Annotated in this window: 14 protein-coding genes and 2 tRNA genes; 14 read left to right on the top strand and 2 right to left on the bottom strand. The window is 32.0% G+C overall.

Annotated features, from left to right (window positions below; all coding sequences use genetic code 11):
- Window positions 1-10 precede the first annotated feature (10 nt).
- The 7 genes from FVE73_RS07340 to FVE73_RS11065 all read left to right on the top strand — a co-directional run bounded on the left by FVE73_RS07340 (window position 11) and on the right by FVE73_RS11065 (window position 7,427).
- On the top strand, window positions 11-280 hold the full coding sequence (locus tag FVE73_RS07340; protein ID WP_006803591.1) for a PTS sugar transporter subunit IIB: 270 nt from the start codon (window positions 11-13) through the stop codon (window positions 278-280).
- Window positions 281-303: 23 nt separating this feature from the next.
- Window positions 304-1,653, top strand: coding sequence for a PTS ascorbate transporter subunit IIC (locus FVE73_RS07335; protein ID WP_018499078.1), 1,350 nt, complete (start codon window positions 304-306; stop codon window positions 1,651-1,653).
- A gap of 51 nt (window positions 1,654-1,704) precedes the next feature.
- The gene (locus tag FVE73_RS07330; RefSeq protein WP_018499079.1) at window positions 1,705-2,553 is read left to right on the top strand and encodes a transketolase; all 849 of its coding nucleotides are present in this window, start codon (window positions 1,705-1,707) and stop codon (window positions 2,551-2,553) included.
- A complete protein-coding gene (locus tag FVE73_RS07325) occupies window positions 2,554-3,516 on the top strand; it encodes a transketolase family protein (RefSeq protein ID WP_018499080.1) in 963 nt (320 codons plus the stop codon). It abuts the gene before it with no gap.
- 277 nt (window positions 3,517-3,793) lie between these two features.
- Complete coding sequence (gene metE, locus FVE73_RS07320) at window positions 3,794-6,082, top strand: 5-methyltetrahydropteroyltriglutamate--homocysteine S-methyltransferase (protein WP_018499081.1); 2,289 nt, start codon at window positions 3,794-3,796, stop codon at window positions 6,080-6,082.
- 80 nt (window positions 6,083-6,162) lie between these two features.
- A complete protein-coding gene (locus FVE73_RS07315) occupies window positions 6,163-7,308 on the top strand; it encodes a 5-methyltetrahydropteroyltriglutamate--homocysteine S-methyltransferase (protein WP_018499082.1) in 1,146 nt (381 codons plus the stop codon).
- Window positions 7,293-7,427, top strand: a complete 135-nt coding sequence (locus tag FVE73_RS11065; RefSeq protein WP_018499083.1) for a hypothetical protein — start codon at window positions 7,293-7,295, stop codon at window positions 7,425-7,427. The genes FVE73_RS07315 and FVE73_RS11065 overlap by 16 nt, the downstream gene beginning before the upstream one ends.
- A 388-nt stretch (window positions 7,428-7,815) precedes the next feature.
- On the opposite strand, the gene FVE73_RS07310 is transcribed toward FVE73_RS11065, so the two are convergent.
- Both FVE73_RS07310 and FVE73_RS07305 read right to left on the bottom strand, forming a co-directional pair.
- Window positions 7,816-7,900, bottom strand: a tRNA-Leu gene (locus FVE73_RS07310).
- A gap of 51 nt (window positions 7,901-7,951) precedes the next feature.
- Window positions 7,952-8,037 (bottom strand) — tRNA-Leu (locus FVE73_RS07305).
- Window positions 8,038-8,388: 351 nt separating this feature from the next.
- Between FVE73_RS07305 and FVE73_RS07300 the strand changes: the two genes are divergently transcribed.
- The 7 genes from FVE73_RS07300 to FVE73_RS07270 all read left to right on the top strand — a co-directional run bounded on the left by FVE73_RS07300 (window position 8,389) and on the right by FVE73_RS07270 (window position 19,062).
- On the top strand, window positions 8,389-9,381 hold the full coding sequence (locus FVE73_RS07300) for an ABC transporter ATP-binding protein (protein ID WP_018499084.1): 993 nt from the start codon (window positions 8,389-8,391) through the stop codon (window positions 9,379-9,381).
- Window positions 9,382-9,431: 50 nt separating this feature from the next.
- Window positions 9,432-10,403, top strand: coding sequence for an ATP-binding cassette domain-containing protein (locus FVE73_RS07295; protein ID WP_018499085.1), 972 nt, complete (start codon window positions 9,432-9,434; stop codon window positions 10,401-10,403).
- A gap of 3 nt (window positions 10,404-10,406) precedes the next feature.
- A complete protein-coding gene (opp4B, locus tag FVE73_RS07290; RefSeq protein ID WP_018499086.1) occupies window positions 10,407-11,369 on the top strand; it encodes an oligopeptide ABC transporter permease in 963 nt (320 codons plus the stop codon).
- 11 nt (window positions 11,370-11,380) lie between these two features.
- Window positions 11,381-12,316 carry an ABC transporter permease gene (locus tag FVE73_RS07285; protein WP_018499087.1) on the top strand — a complete coding sequence of 312 codons (936 nt, stop codon included), beginning with the start codon at window positions 11,381-11,383 and terminating at the stop codon, window positions 12,314-12,316.
- A 26-nt stretch (window positions 12,317-12,342) separates the two neighbouring features.
- A complete protein-coding gene (locus FVE73_RS07280) occupies window positions 12,343-14,124 on the top strand; it encodes an oligopeptide ABC transporter substrate-binding protein (protein WP_018499088.1) in 1,782 nt (593 codons plus the stop codon).
- 140 nt (window positions 14,125-14,264) lie between these two features.
- Entirely contained in the window at window positions 14,265-16,382 is a 2,118-nt protein-coding gene (locus tag FVE73_RS07275; RefSeq protein WP_018499089.1) for an ATP-dependent Clp protease ATP-binding subunit, read from the top strand.
- Between the two features lie 199 nt (window positions 16,383-16,581).
- Complete coding sequence (locus tag FVE73_RS07270; protein WP_018499090.1) at window positions 16,582-19,062, top strand: glycogen/starch/alpha-glucan phosphorylase; 2,481 nt, start codon at window positions 16,582-16,584, stop codon at window positions 19,060-19,062.
- Window positions 19,063-19,278 lie beyond the last annotated feature (216 nt).

Here is a 19,278-nt window from a genome sequence, read left to right as displayed (position 1 = left end):
GGAGATTATTATGAAAATTATGGCAGTTTGTGGATCAGGATTAGGAAGCAGCTTTATGGTGGAAATGAACATTAAAAAGGTTCTTAAAAAAATTGGTGTGGAAGCTGAAGTTGAGCATTCTGACTTGGCATCAGCACTTCCTGGAGCGGCAGATGTATTTGTAATGGGAAAGGATATTGCAGAAAGCGCAACAGTTCCAGCTGATAAATTAATTGTTTTAGACAGCATTATAAGTATGCCTGAACTGGAAGAAAAATTAACAGATTATTTCAAAAAATAAAATATAAAATTTAGGAGGGCAAAATGAAAGGCTTATTAACTCTTATTGTGGACATTTTAAAAGTCCCGTCAATTTTAGTTGGATTAATAGCAATGATTGGGTTATTAGTTCAGAAAAAACCATTTACAGACATAGTAAAAGGTACAATTAAAACTATTTTAGGATTTTTGGTATTAGGTGGGGGAGCAGGACTTGTTGTAAGTTCATTAGGGCCTATGGGTAGTATGTTTGAACAAGGATTTCACGTTCAAGGAATCGTTCCTAATAACGAAGCAATTGTGTCAATGGCGTTAAAAGAATATGGTACAGCAACAGCACTAATAATGGCTCTTGGAATGTTCTGGAACATATTTATTGCAAGATTTACAAAATTAAAATATATTTTCCTTACAGGGCACCATACTTTGTATATGGCATGTATGATTGGAATAATATTAAAAGTTGGAGGATTTAACGGACCTTTATTAATAATCATCGGCTCACTTACTTTAGGACTTGTAATGGCGATATTTCCTGCGTTGGCACAACCTTATGTTAGAAAAATTACTGGAAGTGATGATGTTGGATTTGGGCATTTCAGCACAATAGGATATGTTTTATCAGGATTTGTCGGTTCTCTAGTTGGAAAAGGTTCAAAATCAACAGAAGAAATGAAATTGCCTAAAAACTTGAGTTTTTTAAGAGACAGCTCTATTTCAATCTCATTGACTATGATGATGATTTACTTAATTTTGGCATTAGTTGCAGGAAAAGGCTATGTTGAAAAGGAACTAAGCGGCGGAGATAATTATTTGGTATTTGCAGTTATTCAAGCTATAACATTTGCAGCTGGAGTTTACATTATTTTATCAGGTGTTAGACTTGTCCTTGCAGAAATAGTTCCAGCCTTTGTAGGATTTTCTGAAAAGCTTGTACCAAATGCAAAACCTGCGTTAGATTGCCCAATCGTATTCCCTTATGCGCCAAATGCCGTATTAATTGGATTTTTATGCAGCTTTTTAGGAGGAATTGTTGGATTATTTATGCTTGGTATGTTAAAATGGACTCTTATCTTACCAGGAGTAGTACCTCACTTCTTCTGTGGAGCGACAGCGGGTGTATTTGGAAACGCCACTGGTGGTAGAAGAGGAGCTTCAATCGGAGCCTTTGCAAATGGATTATTATTAACATTCTTACCTGTAATTTTATTACCAGTATTAGGAAATCTAGGATTTGCAAATACAACATTCTCTGATGCAGATTTTGTAACAGTAGGAATCGTATTAGGAAATATGGCAAAACATATATCTCCAGTAGTAATTTCTGGAATAATTGTTGGAATAACTGCTATTTTAGTAGCCTTTGGATTTGTACCTTCAAAAAAATCAAAATAAATCATTGTTAAAACTGAATAACAATTGACTATCATTTGGAAGGAGCCAGAAATGAATAGTGATTATATTGAAAAAGTGAAAGAAATGAAAAAATTGGCTGCCAATATTAGAATAAACACATTAAAATCCCTTACCAATCTAGGCTTTGGGCATTATGGTGGAAGTTTATCAATCGTTGAAATATTGGCGGTACTGTATGGTGGCATCATGAATATCAATCCCAAAAACCCACATTGGGAAGAAAGAGATTACTTTGTGCTGTCAAAAGGGCATGCAGGTCCTGCACTATATGCAACTTTAGCTTTAAAAGGATTTTTCCCGCTTGAAGAAATTTACGCATTAAATCAGAATGGAACAAATTTGCCAAGCCATCCAGATAGACTCAAAACAAAAGGAGTTGACGCCACAACAGGCTCTCTGGGACAAGGAATCTCAATTGCCACAGGAATTGCAAAAGCCTTGCAAATGGATAAAAAGTCTAATAGGGTATTCTGCATTGTTGGAGATGGGGAAATAAACGAAGGACAGTGCTGGGAAGCATTTCAGTTTATCGCTCATCATAACTTAAATAATTTAACGGTATTCCTCGATTACAACAAAAAACAGCTGGACGGTGCTTTGGATGAAATAATAAAGCCATTCTCTTTTGAGGAAAAAATGAAATCATTCGGCTTTGATGTTGTTACTGTAAAAGGAAATGATATTAAAAAAATGTACGATATTTTGAAAGTGCCTCGTAAAAGCAATGAAAAACCACTATTTGTAATACTTGACACTATAAAAGGGCAAGGTGTCAAATACATCGAAAAAATGAAAAATTCTCATCATCTAAGATTAACTGATGAACTAAAGCAGGAAATTGAAAAGGCGATAAAGGATTTGGAAAGCGAGGTGGAATAAATGATAAAAATTTATAACGGAACTCCAAAAAAAGATGAAATCGAAATGAGAAAAGTTTATTCTTCCAAACTTGGTGAATTAATGGGAAAACACAATGAAATTGTAGCTCTTGAAGCTGATTTAATGAACGCAATTACAACGGACAAAGTACAGAAAGAGTATCCTGAAAGAGTAATAAATTGTGGAATAATGGAAGCAAATATGATAGGTATTGCAGCTGGAATGTCCATCGCTGGAAAATATCCATTTGCACACACTTTTACAGCTTTCGCAAGCCGAAGATGCTTTGATCAGCTCTTTATGTCTGGAGCATATCAAAAAAACAACATAAAAGTAATTGCCTCTGACGCTGGAGTAACTTCCGCCCATAATGGAGGGACTCACATGTCTTTTGAAGATATGGGAATAATGAGAGGACTTGCCAATACAGTTGTAATGGAAATGACAGATGCCACAATGTTTGAAAATATCCTCGAACAAGTTGCCACAAAAGATGGCTTCTACTGGATTAGAACAATCAGAAAAAATGCATCAACAATTTATGAAAAAGGCTCAACATTTGAAATTGGAAAAGGAAATTTATTAAAAGATGGTTCGGATATTACTTTAATCGCTAATGGAATTATGGTAGCAGAAGCCTTGAAGACAGCAGAAAAATTGGAAAATGAAGGAATAAATGCCGCTGTAATAGATATGTTTACTTTAAATCCAATAGATAGGGAATCAATCAAAAAATATGCACAAAAAACAGGGAAAATAGTAACTTGTGAAAACCACAGTATTCACAATGGTTTAGGAAGTGCAGTTGCTGAAGTAATTGCTGAAACTGGAAACGCAAAATTAAGAAGAATTGGAATAAAGGAAAGATTTGGGCAAGTTGGAACATTAGACTTTCTAATGAATGAGTATAAATTGACTGTGGAGCATATTTATAGAGCTGCGATGGAATTACTGAAAGATTAAAATTTATTTTAATTAAAATAAAAAATATCGATTTATTGAGTTGAAATTTACTAATGAGTCGATATTTTTTTATTCCAATCTCTGTTGATAGAATTTTTAGGGACGTTTTTGTAAATTTAGATTTATTCAAATATATTATGAAATATTCTATAACTAATAGTTATAACAAACTAAAAAATAAATGTATTTTACAGAAATAATATATTTGTATATAATAATTTTATCAAAAATAATTAGAAATATTACTAGTGTAACAAATAGATAAAGGAGATAAATTATGAAAACAGCGATTATTGGATACCCTAGAATTGGGGAGAATAGAGAATTAAAATTTGCGATAGAAAAATATTGGAGAAATGAAATTACAGAGAATGAACTTTTGGAAATAGCGGAAAAGCTTAGAAAAGACCAGTGGTTAAAACAGAAGGAAGAAAAAATTTCATTTATTCCGGGAAATACATTTTCATTTTATGATGGAATACTGGATACAATAATTTTATTGAATGCGATTCCAAAACATTATAAAGATTTAGGATTGAATGAACTGAATACATATTTTGCAATTGCGAGAGGTTATCAAGGGGAAAAAGGGGATGTAAAAGCTCTTTCAATGAGAAAATGGTACAATACCAATTATCATTATATGGTTCCTGAACTAGATGATTATGCAGAGATTAAATTAAATGCAGATAAGATATTTAATGAACTTGAGGAAGCTAAAAAATTAGGAGTGAACACTCATCCGTCAGTAATTGGACCATTTACATTTTATAAATTAGCTAAAACAATAGGAAATAAAGAGAAAAAAGAATATTTAACTGATGTTGTAAATGTTTATGTAGAATTACTGAAAAAATGTAATGAAAAAAATATCAATTGGATTCAAATTGAAGAACCACAATTAGTAACAGATCAGACAGAAGAAGATATAAAATTGTTTGAAGAAATTTATACAGAAATTTTGAAGAATAAGAAAGATGTAAAAGTATTGCTTCAAACATATTTTGGAGATGTGAGAGATTGCTACAAGACAATAACAGAGCTTAATTTTGATGGGATAGGTCTTGATTTTGCTGAAGGAAGACAAACTGAGAAATTAATAACTGAAAAGGGATTTCCAAAAGATAAAATCTTATTTGCAGGAGTTGTAAATGGGAAAAATATTTGGAAATGTGACTATAAAAAAGTTTTAAATATATTGAATAATTTAAAGGAAAAGGTTAAAAATGTAGTAATAACGACATCTTGTTCACTGCTTCATGTGCCTTATACTTTGAGAAATGAAAAAAAATTATCAGAAAATATATTAAGACATTTCTCGTTTGCTGAGGAAAAATTATCAGAATTAAAAGAGTTGGGAGAATTGAGTCAAGTTCTTTGGGAAAATTCGCTGGAAAAAGTACAGGAAAATAAATTTTATGTAAAAAACCAAAAAATTATAACTTCTGAAAAAGGAATGGAAGATAAGGAAGTTAGAGATACGGTTAAAAAATTGAAAGACAGTGATTTTGTAAGAGAGGGAGCAAGAAAGGAAAGACAGAAAATTCAAAGGGAAGAGTTGAATATTCCTTTACTTGCAACAACTACAATAGGTTCTTTTCCGCAAACAAAGGAAGTGAAGCTAAATAGAAGCAAATTTAGAAAAGGTGAAATTAGCAAAGAAGAATATGATAAAAATGTATTTAACTTCATAAAAGAATGTATTGAATTGCAGGAAAAAATTGGACTTGATGTACTTGTGCATGGAGAGTATGAAAGAAATGACATGGTTGAATTTTTTGGAGAAAATCTGGCAGGATATATATTTACAGAAAAAGCGTGGGTTCAGTCTTATGGAACAAGATGTGTAAAACCGCCAATAATTTTTGGAGATGTGAAAAGAACAAAACCAATTTCAGTTCTATATTCTGAATATGCTCAAAAATTAACTGAAAAACCTGTTAAAGGAATGCTTACAGGACCTGTAACAATACTAAACTGGTCATTCCCAAGAGAAGATATTTCATTAAGCGAAATGGCATTTCAAATTGGACTTGCCATACGAGAAGAAGTATTGGATTTAGAAAAAGCAGGAATAAAAATAATTCAGATAGATGAAGCTGCACTTAGGGAAAAATTGCCGTTAAGAAAGGAAGATTGGCATAAAGAATACCTTGATTGGGGATTGAAGGCATTTAGGCTTTGCCATAGCGGAGTAAAAGTGGATACGCAGATTCATACACATATGTGCTACAGCCAGTTTGAAGATATAATAAAAGACATTGACAATATGGATGCCGACGTTATAACATTTGAAGCTTCGAGATCAAAATTGACAATTCTTGATTTCCTAAAAGAAAATAACTTTGAAACAGAGGTAGGTCCTGGAGTTTATGATATTCATTCTCCTAGAGTACCTTCAGTTGAAGAAATTGTAGCAGCTTTAGAAATAATGGTTGAAAAAATTGGAAAAGAAAAATTATGGGTAAATCCTGATTGCGGATTAAAGACAAGAGGAATTACAGAAACTGTAAAAAGTTTGGAAAATCTTGTTGAAGCTACAAAAATTGTGAAAAGTAGATTATAGAAATATTATTAAAAAAAATAAAAAAATGCAAAAAATATAATAAATTTATAAATAAATAATAAATAAAGGAGCTGATAAATATGTGTACAATAAATGCGCCTCATAGACATGACGTAGTAGGAAGTTTTTTAAGACCTGAAAGATTGAAGAAAGCTAGAAATGATTTTGAAAAAGGGAAAATTGACAGGGAAGAATTGACAAAAATTGAGAATGAAGAAATTAAAAAAATTGTGGATAAGCAAATTGAGCTAGGATATACAAGTGTTACTGATGGAGAGTTTAGACGTAGTTACTGGCATTTGGACTTTTTCTGGGGATTTAATGGAATTGGGCATATTCATGCTGATAAGGGATATGAATTTAATGGAGTTGTAACTCGTGATGATACTGCGATTGTTACTGGAAAAATTAGCGGGGAAAATCATCCATTTGTAAAGCATTTCACATTTTTGCGAGATTTGGTAAGAAATAAAAAAGGTGTGGAAGCTAGATTTACAATACCAGCTCCAGCACAGTTTTATGCGGAATTGGTAAGGGAAGATAAGCATGTCAAGGCACTTCTTAAAGTTTATCCTGATTTCAAAGGATTGGAAGATGATATTGTGAATGCTTACAAAACGGTAATAAATGAATTGTATAATGAAGGGCTTAGAACTTTGCAGATTGATGACTGCACTTGGGGATGTCTTGTGGATGACAATTTCATTGCTTCATTTATCGAAAAAAGTGACAGGGATAAGGAAGTTATCAGGCGTGAATTTGCAGAGAGATTTTTAAATATAAATAATAGAGTATTTCAAAATAATCCAGAAGATTTGGTAATTAATACGCATGTTTGCCGTGGAAATTATGCGTCAACTTGGTTTGGACAAGGTGGGTATGACAAAATTGCTGATGAACTTTTTGGAAAAGAAGATGTAAATGCTTATTATTTGGAATTTGATACGGAAAGAGCAGGAACTTTTGAATCACTTGCAAAAGTTTCTGGGGATAAAAAAGTTGTATTGGGGCTTATAACTTCTAAAAATCCAACTTTGGAGGAAAAAGAGGCTGTGATTGCCCGTATAAAAGAAGCTTCAAAATATGTCCAGCTTGACAGACTTTATTTGAGTCCACAATGTGGATTTGCTTCGACAGAGGAGGGAAATCACCTTACAGAAGAACAGCAATGGGCAAAACTTAGATTCATTAAGGAAGTTGCTGATGAAGTATGGGGGAAGAATTAAAACTTGAAAGAAAATCGAAAACTATTTTGTGGGAAATCCCAAATAATTGTACTAGAATCTTTCTTAGAGAAATAAAAAAGTTGAGTGCCATCGTGGCACTCAAAAAATATTTTGATTAGATAACAAAATTTTATGTACTTAATTTTCTTTTTTCGTTTTATAATTGTTTAATTTTATATTTATATTTAACTATTTAGAATTTAATTTTTTTCTTCGTAAGTTAAATTATCAACTTTTGGATTTTCAGTATCTAGTCTTTCTTCAAATTACTTTATTTTTTTGTAACTTTATTTGGTTTAGATGTGATTCCAATCATTTCATCTTTTTGATTAAAAAATAGATATCTCATTTCTGTTAGAGCTTTTCTAAATTCAAGTATACTTTTAGTTAGATTATGTATTGAGTGAAGTACTGTAATTTCTTGATTAGTGCTCTCTTCAATCAATAGTAAAAATGATATTAGTATAAATAATTTTTAGATATGTATATTTTTAATGAGAGTATTAATGGTGCGAGTGACGGGAGTCGAACCCGTACGGCTTCTGCCACTACCCTCTGAAAATAGCATGTCTACCAATTCCATCACACTCGCATTAAAATATTGGATGTCTTATAAATACTAAAAGATATTAATTTTTTATAATGGTGCGAATGACGAGACTTGAACTCGTACGGCTAAAAGCCACTACCCCCTCAAGATAGCGTGTCTACCAATTCCACCACACTCGCATATTAAAAATTTTTTTAATTTAAATTATTGAACCCTGAAAATATTATACATTCAAAATTTAAAAATGTCAATTAATATTTAAAAATGTCGTAGACTAGCTAAGTATCCCTGCTAAAAAAAGAAAATTAGTAATATACCCAAATCCGTTTAAAATTGAATTATTAAAAATTATGTAAACTTAGGGTTTGAGTAAAATATTCATAGTTTTTGAGTTTGGTTTTAAATCAGTTTTACTGTATAAGAAATTCAAAATAGAAATTATAAATTTAAAAAAAAAGAGTAAAAAATTTAATTTTATGCTACAATATGGGTATAAAATAAATTAAAAAAGTTTTTTTAAGGAGAAGAGCATGGAAAAGGCAGAAACGTTAATAGAAATTAACAATCTTGTTACAAGTTTTCGGATAAAAGATGAATATTTTCCAGCTGTTGACAATGTTTCATTGAAACTTGGAAGAAATGAAATACTGGCAATAGTGGGAGAATCGGGATGTGGGAAAAGCACGCTTGCTACTTCCATTATTGGGCTTCATAATCCGAATAATACAAAGCTAGAGGGAGAAATAAATTTTGAGGGTAAGAATCTTTTAAAACTTGGAGAGGAGGAATATAATAAAATCCGTGGAAATAAAATTGGGATGATATTTCAGGATCCATTGTCAGCTCTTAATCCGCTTATGAGAATTGGAGATCAGATTGAAGAGGGGATGATTTATCATACTAAACTATCTAAAAAGGAAAGGGAAGAACGTGTACTTGAACTGCTAAATCACGTTGGAATAAAAAATGCTGAACGTATAACAAGACAATTTCCACATGAATTGTCGGGAGGAATGCGGCAAAGGGTTATGATTGCAATAGCACTTTCATGTAAGCCTGAAGTTATTATAGCTGATGAGCCAACAACGGCATTGGATGTTACAATTCAGGCACAAATACTGGATTTACTAAAAACTTTGCAAAGTGAGATAAATGCTGGGATTATATTAATTACTCATGATTTGGGTGTAGTTGCAGAAATGGCGGACAGAGTGGCAGTTATGTATGCTGGAGAAATTGTAGAAATTGCCAATGTGAAAGAATTGTTTGACAATCCAAAGCATCCTTATACAAGATCACTTTTAAGTTCGATTCCACAGCTTGACAGTGAAAATGAAAAGCTGCATGTAATTAAGGGAATTGTTCCATCAATAACTAAAATGGAGAGAACAGGCTGCCGATTTTCTAAAAGAATCCCTTGGATAAAGGAAAATAAACATGAAAAAAATCCAAAGCTGCATGAAATTGAGCCAGAACATTTTGTAAGATGTACTTGCTGGAAAAATTTTCATTTTGAAAAGTAAATTTTAAAAATAAAAAAATTTTAAAAATTCAGAGAGGAAAAAATAGAAATATGAGTTTTATTGAAGTAAAAGACTTAAAAGTTCATTATCCTATTCGTGGAGGATTTTTTAATAAAATAATTGATTATGTTTATGCTGTAGATGGAGTCAGTTTTACTATTGAAAAAGGAAAGACTTATGGACTTGTGGGAGAATCGGGATCTGGAAAGTCTACAATTGGAAAGGCAATAATCGGGCTGGAAAAAATAAAAAGCGGTAAAATTATCTATGAGGGAAGAGAAATTGATAGAAAATTTAGAAATAGAAGAAGTGAATATAATAGAAATGTACAAATGATATTTCAAGATTCGTTATCTAGCTTAAATCCTAAAAAAAGAGTAATTGATTTAATTTCAGAACCTTTGAGAAATTTTGAAAATTTGACACCAGATGAAGAAAAAATGAAAGTATCGGAACTGCTGGAAATTGTAGGAATGAACAGGGAAGATATTTTTAAATATCCGCATGAATTTTCTGGTGGACAAAGACAAAGGCTAGGAATTGCACGGGCTGTTGCAACAAAGCCTAAGCTGATTATTGCGGATGAGCCTGTGTCAGCACTTGATTTGTCAGTTCAGGCACAAGTTTTGAATTATATGAAGGACATTCAGGAGCAGTTTGGACTTAGTTATCTTTTTATTTCTCACGATTTGGGAGTTGTAAAGCATATGTGTGACTACATGTTTATAATGTATCACGGAAGATTTGTGGAAACAGGAGAGAAAAATGATATTTACAAAAATCCTGAACATTTTTATACAAAACGGCTAATTGCGGCAATTCCAGAAATACATCCAGAAAAACGGGCAGAAAACAAAAGAAGACGGTTAAAAATCGAAAAGGAATATTTAGCAAATGAAAAAAAATATTATGATGAAAATGGACGTGTCTTTGATCTAAAAAAATTGACAGATACACATTTTGTTGCTTTTAAAGATAAAAATTTGAGAAATAATGGAAATAGTGAAAAAGGAGGTAAATAATCAATGTGGAAAACAGTTTTAAGAAGAATACTTGTTATGATACCGCAATTATTCATACTTAGTGTATTAATCTTCATTTTGGCAAAACTTATGCCAGGAGATCCGTTTACTGGGCTAATTACACCACAAACTGATCCTGCGGCACTTGAAGAATTGCGAAGAAAGGCAGGATTACTCGATCCTTGGCATATTCAGTATGTGAGATGGCTAAAAAATGCCGTTTCTGGAAATCTGGGAATGAGCTACACTTATAATGTTCCTGTAAAGACACTTATTGGGGAACGTGCAGTAAATACTTTTATTTTGTCGCTACTTAGCCTTGTTCTGACATATTGTATTGCAATACCACTTGGAATGCTTGCTGGACGTTATCAGAACTCAATGCTTGACAAATTTGTTACATTTTATAATTATGTGAGCTATGCGATTCCGACTTTTGTGCTTTCGCTTATAATGATCTGGTTTTTTGGATACACGCTTGGGTGGTTTCCGACAACTGGTTCGGTGACGGCTGGGCTTCATACTGGAACTTTAGGGAATATTTTAGATAGACTTTATCATATTATATTACCTGCAATTACGTATGCACTGCTTGGGACAACATGGATTGTGCAGTATTTGAGAAATGAAGTAATTGATGCTAAGAATCTGGATTATGTGAAAACGGCGAAAAGTAAGGGAGTGCCTGAAAATAAGGTTTATTCTAGACATATTTTCAGAAATTCGATTTTACCAATTGCAGCGTTTTTTGGTTATTCGATAACAGGGCTTCTGGGAGGTTCGATTTTTATTGAAAAAATATTTAGTTACCCTGGAATGGGAGGACTGTTTGTAAATTCTATAATAACAAGGGATTACAGCGTTGTTACTGCATTAATATTGCTTTTTGGATTTTTGACATTGCTTGGAAGTTTGCTTTCAGATATTATTCTTAGCATTGTTGATCCTAGAATTAGAATAGAGTAGGTGGTGAAGGAATGTCTAATAATGAAATTTTAAAGGAAAATAATAGAAAAACAGAAGATTTTGAAAATATTAAGAAAAGTGATAACAAGCCAACTGGAATTAGTGTTATTACAAGGGAAATATTAAAGGATAAACTGGCACTTGCTTCGCTTATTATTCTTGTAATCCTTTTTGGAATAATTTTTATTGGATCGCTTTTTGCAAATCAGGATGAGATTATGAAAATAAGTTTGCTTGATAAGTATGCAATTCCAATGAAAGAGGGATTTTGGCTAGGCTCTGATTCTGGAGGACGTTCAATATTGGGACAGCTTATACTAGGAGCAAGAAATTCGATTATTATTGGTTTTGCAATAACTATTTTAACTTCAGGAATTGGAATATTTTTAGGGTTAATAGCAGGATATTATGGAAAATGGGTGGATAATGTAATAATGAGAATTATTGACTTTATTACAATTTTACCAACACTTATGATAATTATTGTATTTGTTACAATTGTCCCAAAATATACAATTACAACTTTTGTTCTTATAATGAGTGCATTTTACTGGGTTGGATCAGCACGTCTTATTAGAAGCAAGGCACTTTCTGAAAGTAAAAAGGATTATGTTTTAGCTTCAAAAACTATGGGAACAAAGGATTTGACAATAATTTTCAGAGAAATATTGCCTAATTTAAGTTCAATTATAATTGTAGAATTGACATTGGGATTTGCTGGGAATATTGGGATTGAAACAGGGCTTAGCTTTCTAGGATTTGGGTTGCCGCTTTCTACACCGAGTCTTGGGACATTAGTTGGTTATGCAGCAGATCCCGAAGTGCTGTCGACAAAATTGTGGATATGGCTTCCAGCTTCAATATTGATTTTAATTATGATGCTTTGCATAAATTATGTTGGTCAGGCTTTAAATAGGGCAGCTGATGCAAAACAAAGAAGAGGATAATAATTTTAGGAAAAGGAGAGTTAACTATGAAAAAATGGAAGTTGACAATAATATTTTTAGTGTTAATATTCGCAATGTCGTGCAGTCCAGGTAAAAAGAGAAGTGAAATGCCTGGTGCAAAACTGAATTTATCATTATTTCCAATAAAAACGTCAAATAATGAGCCTGCAATAGAAGGTGGAACTTTACAAGTGGCAATAGTAAAGGATGACCCGCTTGTTGGAGTTTTTAATGAAGTGCTTTATACAGATGGTTATGATGGCAATATCATTTCAACATTTTTAAGTTCAAACATATTTGAAGTTGATGAAAATTTTGAAATAACAGATACTGGAGCTGCCATTCTTAAAGTCGATGCAAAAAATAAAAAAGCTATAATAAAAATAAAAGATGGAATAAAATGGTCAGATGGACAGCCTTTGACTGCCGATGATGTGATTTATGCCTATGAAGTTGTGGGAAATAAAGATTATCCAGGTGTGAGATATACAGAGGAAAGTCAAAAAATCGTTGGAATGAAGGAATATCATAGCGGAAGCGCCAAAAGTATTTCAGGAATAAAAAAAATAGATGATAAAACAGTGGAAATTTCATTCTCGCAGTTAGGACAAAGTATCTATGCAGTTGGAAATGGTTTGATTGGAAATGCATTACCGAAGCATTATTTGAAGGATGTTCCAATAAAAGACTTGATTTCATCGGATAAAATTAGGGTAAAACCAGTAACTTTAGGTCCATATAATCTTACGAAAGTTTCACGTGGAGAAAGTCTAGAATTTACGGCAAATCCATATTATTACAGAGGAAAACCTAAAATTAACAAGGCAATATTGCAAGTGGTAAACTCACAATCTATAGTAGCGGCATTAAAGACTGGGAAATATGACTATGTAATGAGTATGCCTGATTCTCTGTATAATAATTATAAGGATTTGAAAAATATTGAAACTTTGGGGCAACAGGATTTGTATTATTCGTATTTGTCGTTTAAATTAGGGCATTATGACAAATCAAAAGGGGAAAATATAACAGATCCAAATGCCAAGATGGCAGATGTGAGATTGCGGCAAGCTCTTGCTTATGGTATAAATGTTGAAGAAATAGCGCAGGCATTTTATTTTGGATTAAGGCAGGAGGCAACTTCATCAATTCCGCCTGTTTTTAAAAAATATTTTCCAAAGGATTTAAAGGGTTATCCGTATAATCCTGAAAAGGCAAAGCAATTACTGGATGAAGCGGGATATAAGGATGTAAATGGAGATGGATACCGTGAAGATAAAAATGGAAAACCTTTTGAAATAAAGATGGCATTTATGGCAGGAGGCGACGTGGCAGAGCCGCTTGCGCAAAATTATATTCAAAGCTGGAAAAAAATAGGAATAAAAGCCGTTCTTACATCAGGAAGATTACTGGCTTTCCAAAATTTTTATGAAAAAGTGGAAGGAGATTCTAAAGATATAGATGTATTTTTTGGAGCATGGGGAGTTGGGACAACTCTAGATCCAACTAGTTCAGCAGGAAGAAAATCTCAACTTAATTATTCACGTTTCGTATCAGAAGAAAACGATAGACTAATGGCAGAAATACTAGGTGAAAAATCATTGACAGTTCCAAATTATAAAGCAGAAGCATTTAAAAACTGGCAAAAATATTATATCGGACAGGCGGTAGAAGTTCCGTTAATGTACAGATATAAACTTTATCCAGTAAACAAAAGGCTAAAAAATGTTTACATTGGATATGATTCATCAAAAAAAGATGAAGGTATTCACAAATGGGAATTGACAGCAGTTGCTCCAATGAGATAGATTTTTGAATTTTATAATAAAATTTTTAGAAATCTCATAATTATGGTTTTAGTTCTTGACTTACATAATAATTAAGAGTAAACTTAAAGCAACAAACAATAAAATTGTTTAAAATTTATAAAAAAGTGAGGTAGTAATTTATGAGTAGAGATTTTAACAGTATGGATGATCTTTTTAATCAGTTAATGGGAGGAATGAGAGGTTTTAATTCTGAAAATCGCCGTTATCTGATAAACGGAAGAGAAGTTACACCTGAAGAATTTGCACAATATCGTGCAACGGGACAATTGCCAATAAATGATGAAGCACAAGTTCAGTCACAAGGTCAAGGTGTTAAGAAAGATGGTATTCTTGCAAAACTTGGACGTAATTTAACAGAAGAAGCTCGTGAAGGAAAGTTAGATCCAGTTATAGGACGTAATAAGGAAATTCAGGAAACAGCTGAGATTCTTTCACGTCGTACAAAAAATAATCCAGTTCTTGTAGGTGATGCTGGTGTTGGTAAAACAGCAGTTGTAGAAGGGTTAGCTCAAGCTATTGTAAATGGAGATGTTCCTGCAGCTATTAAAAATAAAGAAATTATTTCAATTGATATTTCAGGACTTGAAGCAGGTACACAATATCGAGGAAGTTTTGAAGAAAATGTTCAAAATCTTGTGAAAGAAGTAAAAGAACTTGGAAATGTTATACTTTTCTTTGATGAAATTCATCAAATTTTGGGTGCTGGAAATACTGGTGATAGTGGTTCTAAAGGACTTGCTGATATTCTAAAACCTGCTCTTTCACGTGGTGAACTTACAGTTATAGGAGCTACTACTCAAGATGAATATCGAAATACAATATTAAAAAATGCAGCACTTGCACGTCGTTTTAATGAAGTAAAAGTTAATGCACCTTCAGCAGAAGATACTTATAAAATACTTCAAGGAATCCGTGACTTATATGAAAAACATCATAATGTAATTTTACCTGATAATGTTTTAAAAGCAGCTGTTGATTTTTCAATTCAATATATTCCACAACGTAGTTTGCCTGATAAAGCTATTGATTTAGTTGATGTTACAGCAGCACATTTAGCCGCTCAACATCCTGTTACAGATGTACATGCAGTAGAACATCAAATTGAAGAACAAAAGAAAAAACAAGCTGAAGCTGTAAAATCGGAAGACTATGAAGCAGCACTTAATGCAAAAAATCGTATTGAAGAATTAGAAAATAAAATAAAAAATCATACGGAAGATATGAAGGTTACAGCAACAGTAAATGATGTGGCAGAATCTGTAGAAAGAATGACTGGAATTCCTGTTTCTCAAATGGGAGCAAGTGATATTGAACGTCTAAAAGGTATGAATGATCGTCTAAAATCGAAAGTTATTGGGCAAGATAAAGCTGTTGAAGCTGTTGCACGTGCAATTCGTCGTAATCGTGCTGGATTTGATGAAGGAAACCGTCCAATTGGAAGTTTTCTTTTTGTAGGGCCTACAGGTGTTGGAAAAACTGAACTTGCAAAACAACTTGCTCTTGATATGTTTGGAACAAAAGATGCGATTATTAGATTAGATATGTCAGAATATTCTGATCGAACTGCTGTTTCAAAACTTATTGGAACAACAGCTGGATATGTAGGATACGATGACAATAATAATACTTTGACAGAAAGAGTACGTCGTAATCCTTATTCGATTATTCTTTTAGATGAAATTGAAAAAGCTGATCCACAAGTTATTACTCTTCTTCTGCAAGTACTAGATGATGGACGTTTAACTGATGGTCAAGGAAATACTGTAAACTTTAAAAATACTGTAATTATAGCTACCTCAAATGCTGGATTTGGATACGAAAAAGGACTTACTGAAGATGCAGATAAACAAGAAATTATGGAAAGATTAAAACCTTATTTCCGTCCTGAATTTTTAAATCGTTTCAATGCTGTGATTGAATTTTCTCATTTGAATAAAAAAGATTTATCACAAATTGTTGATTTAATGCTTATTGAAGTAAATAAAACTCTTTCTAAAAAAGAAATTGACTTAGCAGTATCTGATGCAGCAAAAGAATTTTTGACAGAAGAGGGATATGATGAAGTTATGGGAGTGCGTCCATTACGTCGTGTAATTGAGCAACAAATACGTGATAATGTAACTGATTTCCATCTTGAAAATCTTGACGCAAAACATCTTGTGGCTGATTTGGAAGATGGCGTTCTAGTTATTAAAGAAAAAAATGAAAAATTAGAAGAAAAAAAAGATAAAGAATAGTGTCCAATTTTAAATAAGATAAAAAATAAAGGCTCCAGTTAAAATTAATTAGCTGGAGTTTTCTAATTTTTCAAATATATTTTGATATACAAAATTAAAAAAATAGATAAATGTAATTAAATTTGTCAAAAACTATTGAAATAATGCTAAAAAAGTGGTAAAGTGGAAATGGTAAATAAAAAAATATTTAGGAGGAAATATGAAAATTAATAAAGCTGAATTGAAGGACAATATTCTTAGAGAACTGAGAAGGCAATACGGAAAAACTCTTGAGGAAGCTCATGAATTTGAGCTATATAATGCAATTTCAAAAGTAGCTTTGGATTACGCAATGGAAAAATGGTACAATACTAAAAAGACTTATGCTAAAAAACAGGTAAAGCAAATGTACTACTTTTCAGCAGAATTCCTAATGGGAAGATTTATGGGAAACAACCTAATCAACTTGCAAATCAATGACGTTATTAGAGAAACATTAAATGAATTAGGCATAGATATTAATAAAATTGAAGATCGTGAAATGGATGCAGGACTTGGAAATGGAGGACTTGGAAGACTTGCAGCCTGCTTTTTAGATTCACTTGCAACATTGGCATTACCAGGGCATGGATATGGACTTAGATACAAATATGGAATGTTTGAACAAAAAATTGAGAATGGATTCCAAGTAGAATATCCAGATGATTGGACAAAATATGGTGACCCTTGGTCAATTAAGAGAATGGACAGAGTATTTGAAGTAAAATTTGGAGGACAAATTGAAGTTCATCGTGATGAATTTGGAAAAGAATACTTTAAACGTGTAAATACTGAAACAGTTCATGCTGTGGCTTATGATGTGCCAGTTATCGGTTATGGAAATGATACGGTAAATACATTGAGATTGTGGGAAGCCAGATCACCTGAAGGGTTTGACCTAAAATTATTTAATGACCAAACTTATTTACAAGCTTCTGCTAAAGCAGTTCAAGCTGAAGATATCTCAAGAGTACTATATCCAAATGATACTGAAAAAGATGGAAAACTATTAAGATTGAAACAGCAATTCTTCTTTACATCAGCTTCGTTACAAGATATTATCAGAAGGTATAAATCTGTATTTGGAAATGATTTTTCTAAATTTGCAGAAAAAGTGGCAATTCAGTTAAATGATACTCACCCAGTAGTTGCAATTCCTGAATTGATGAGAATTTTCCTGGATAAGGAAAAATTAGGATGGGATGAAGCTTGGAACATTTGTAAAAATGTATTTGCTTATACAAACCATACAATCTTGTCAGAAGCATTGGAAAAATGGGATATTTCATTATTCCAGCCATTATTACCAAGAATTTACCAAATTATCGAAGAAATTAATAGAAGATTTGTTGCAGAATTACAGGAAAAATATCCTGGAGACTGGGAAAGAATCAATAAAATGTCGATTATTGGAAACGGACAAGTTAGAATGGCATGGCTTGCAATCGTAGGTTCACACAAAGTAAACGGAGTTGCTAAATTACATACAGAAATTCTTAAAAATACTGAATTAAAAGAATGGAATGAATTATATCCTGAAAAATTCCTAAATGAAACAAATGGAATCACTCAAAGAAGATGGCTATTAAAATCAAATCCAGAATTAGCTGCATTAATTACAGAATTAATTGGAGATAAATGGATTACAGACTTGTATGAACTTAAAAAATTGGAACAATATTTAGATGACGATAATGTTTTAAACAGAGTTTCTGAAATTAAGCTCCATAATAAGGAAAAATTGGCTAAATACATAAAAGATACTACAGGAATTGAAGTAGATCCTCATTCTATTTTTGATATTCAAGTTAAAAGGCTGCATGAATATAAGAGACAATTATTAAATGTGCTTCATATTATGGATCTTTACAATAAATTAAAAGAAAATCCATATTTAGACGTTGAGCCAAGAACATTTATCTTTGGAGCAAAATCAGCTGCTGGATATAGACGTGCTAAAGGAATTATCAAATTAATCAATGCTGTTGCTGAAAAAGTAAATAACGATTCTGAAATTAATGGAAAAATTAAAGTTGTATTCCTTGAAAACTACAGAGTTTCACTTGCAGAAAAAATATTCCCGTCGGCAGATGTATCAGAACAAATCTCTACAGCAAGTAAAGAAGCATCTGGAACTGGTAATATGAAATTTATGCTAAACGGTGCATTAACTCTTGGAACAATGGATGGAGCAAATGTGGAAATCGTTGAAGAAGTTGGAATTGAAAATGCATTTATTTTTGGACTTTCTGCACAAGAAGTGGAAAATTATCAAGAACATGGAGGATATAATCCGTTTGATGAATATAATAATGTAGAAGGGCTTAAAAAAGTTATAGATCAATTAGGTGACGGAACTTATAATGATAATCATACGGGAATCTTTAAAGAATTACAAAATTCATTATTATACGGAGTAGATGGTTCACGTCCAGACGTGTATTTCCTATTAAAAGATTTCGCATCATATAGAGAAGCACAAGACAGACTTCAAAATCAATTTAAAGACAGAAGAGAATGGACTAGAAAAACACTTAAGAATATTGCAAATGCAGGAAAATTCAGTTCGGACAGAACTATTGCCGAATATGCAAAAGAAATTTGGAATATTGAACCTGTTGAAGTTGAAGATTATATTGTTGAAGATTATATTGAAAAATAATTTTGATTTAAGCAATATAATAGCAGGATACAAAAAAAATTTAATTACAATTTTAAAATAAAATAAAAAAGGGATTTATTTTTAATTAATAATTAATAATAGTTCCCTTTTTTGTATTAATTTTAAACTATTCTTGCTTTTTCTTAATGATTTTAGTATAATTTATTTATCAAAGAAATATTTATGATAATTTTATTTATAAAGTAATCTAAAGAA

It is taken from the genome of Leptotrichia wadei (assembly GCF_007990545.2).
In the GTDB taxonomy this organism is placed as follows: Bacteria; Fusobacteriota; Fusobacteriia; order Fusobacteriales; family Leptotrichiaceae; genus Leptotrichia; species Leptotrichia wadei.
This window is presented reverse-complemented; position numbering and strand designations above follow the sequence as displayed.